General features: G+C 61.3%; 1 protein-coding gene and 2 pseudogenes. 1 reads left to right on the top strand and 2 read right to left on the bottom strand.

Translation table 11 applies throughout. The features are described from left to right. Positions 1-226 (top strand): hypothetical protein (locus ABFX36_RS18840; RefSeq protein ID WP_346077804.1); only part of this gene is annotated, 226 nt, incomplete at its 5' end. 657 nt (positions 227-883) lie between these two features. Here the strand turns inward: ABFX36_RS18840 and ABFX36_RS18835 are convergent. Beyond that, a pseudogene (locus tag ABFX36_RS18835) lies at positions 884-1,261 on the bottom strand (TniQ family protein); the annotation flags it as partial. A gap of 283 nt (positions 1,262-1,544) precedes the next feature. After that, positions 1,545-1,660: pseudogene (locus ABFX36_RS19115) on the bottom strand (IS30 family transposase); the annotation flags it as partial.

Here is a 1,660-nt window from a genome sequence, read left to right as displayed (position 1 = left end):
TCTTCACCAGAAAGGTGCTCCTTGCCCTGCTTGTGATTGTCGTTTCGCAACAACAATTATTGCAGCTCAGAGCACCTTTCTTCATGAAAACGGCAGGTCAGGCGAATTCAGCGATGAAAGCCCGAGGGTAGGTGTGCTCATCGAGGAGTTGAGGGATCGCAGACAGCGGCAGATCGATCAACGCGTCGTGATGATCGATCTGCAGGCCGACATGGCGGCGGGCTGAAAGCACCTGGACCACCAGCCAGCTCAACACCGGACTCTTTGCCGCGCGAATGACGATCCATCCTCTCGGGCCGCCCGGGACGTCCGGGATCAGATCGAACCACTCGGCCAACCGTGCGACGGCGTCCGCACTCTCCGGACTGGACAGAATCCCATCCGCCTCCGCCAGTGCTTCACCGCGGGTGACTGCACTTGTCGGCGGCTGAATACCCCACCGAGGCCCTCGAAGCTCAGTTGTGCGACCAGCGGCTTCGGCTTGGAGATCTCCGGCCCATTCGACGAAACCCCTTGCGCGAGACCGGGATGCGAGGTGAAGTAGAAGAGTGGTTAAGTTTCGGACTTCTGCGAGGTACGCGGGGGGCGCGAGAGCGCCATCGAGAACGCTCGTTTCTTCGCCTTGGATAGCGGCCGTAACCCGTGTTGCGGTCCGAATTGCACCTTCGGATGCAGCCGTCGGTTTCTCTCTCAGGATGGAGTGTCGGCAGGGAGCCGAGAATCCGAGCGGATTCCCGCACGGCTGGTGTTCATCGAGCCGAGGACGCAGCGGACTGTGGTGTCGCGTTCGAAAGCGCCGGCTACATCTTGAACACTCAGCGACCAGGTAGACGCCGTGGTCGGGACACACTGTCGACACCGGTAGCTTCCACGACAGCTGCCAGATTCCGTCGTGCGATAGGCAGAGTGGGCATAGTTGCGTCCCATGCTGCGGGAACCACCCCTGGCAAACGATGGCGCGGTAGCTCGCCCGATCGAGCGGGTCGAAGCCGTCGAGGTTGAGTGGCGCGCCTCCGTCGTAACGCAACAAGGTCGAATTCTCGACGGCCGATGCCCCCAGCCCAGTGAGATCCACTATTCGGCCGACGAGCTCATCGCTAGGCCGGACCAGCATGAAAGCCGTCGAGACCGACGATCCGTCCCGGTTCTCCTTGAGCATGCGGACAAGACTCTTGGTCGTCAGATCGTTCACAAGTGCAATCCGCTCGAGGTACGAATCAAGCGACTCGCGTGGATCGATTGCAACTCGAGCGGGGAGCATTAGCTCAGAGGCTCCATCGCCGTCGCGGTTTGGTAGCGCCCGCAGTGGGCGAGCGACTGGAAGTCACGCGCCCACACGAGTCCGGTCCTCTTCTGAGACTCGGTCCGAATCCACCACACCGAAGTCTCCACTCCCAACCTGACGCACAAGATCTTCGTCGGCGACGCAGATCGCTTCGGCGGCACTGCGGAGGATGAGACGGCCTTCGGGGTTGAGCGCAGCGTCAAATGCTTTCAGGTGTTCGGCGTCTGGCCATGTACGCGGGCTATCACAGGTGGCGGTGTCAACTCGTGGAAGCAACGTTGTCCTTCAGTAGGCGTTCGAAGACTTCCCGTGGAGTGTAGAAGCCCAGGCACTGCCGTGGCCGCTCGTTGAGCTCGCGGGCGATCGCTTCGAGGT

Origin of the sequence: Gordonia cholesterolivorans (genome assembly GCF_039531975.1) — a bacterium.
Classification (GTDB): Bacteria; Actinomycetota; Actinomycetes; order Mycobacteriales; family Mycobacteriaceae; genus Gordonia; species Gordonia sihwensis.
Note: the sequence above shows the minus strand (reverse complement) of the source record. Positions and strands in the feature narration are given on the sequence as shown.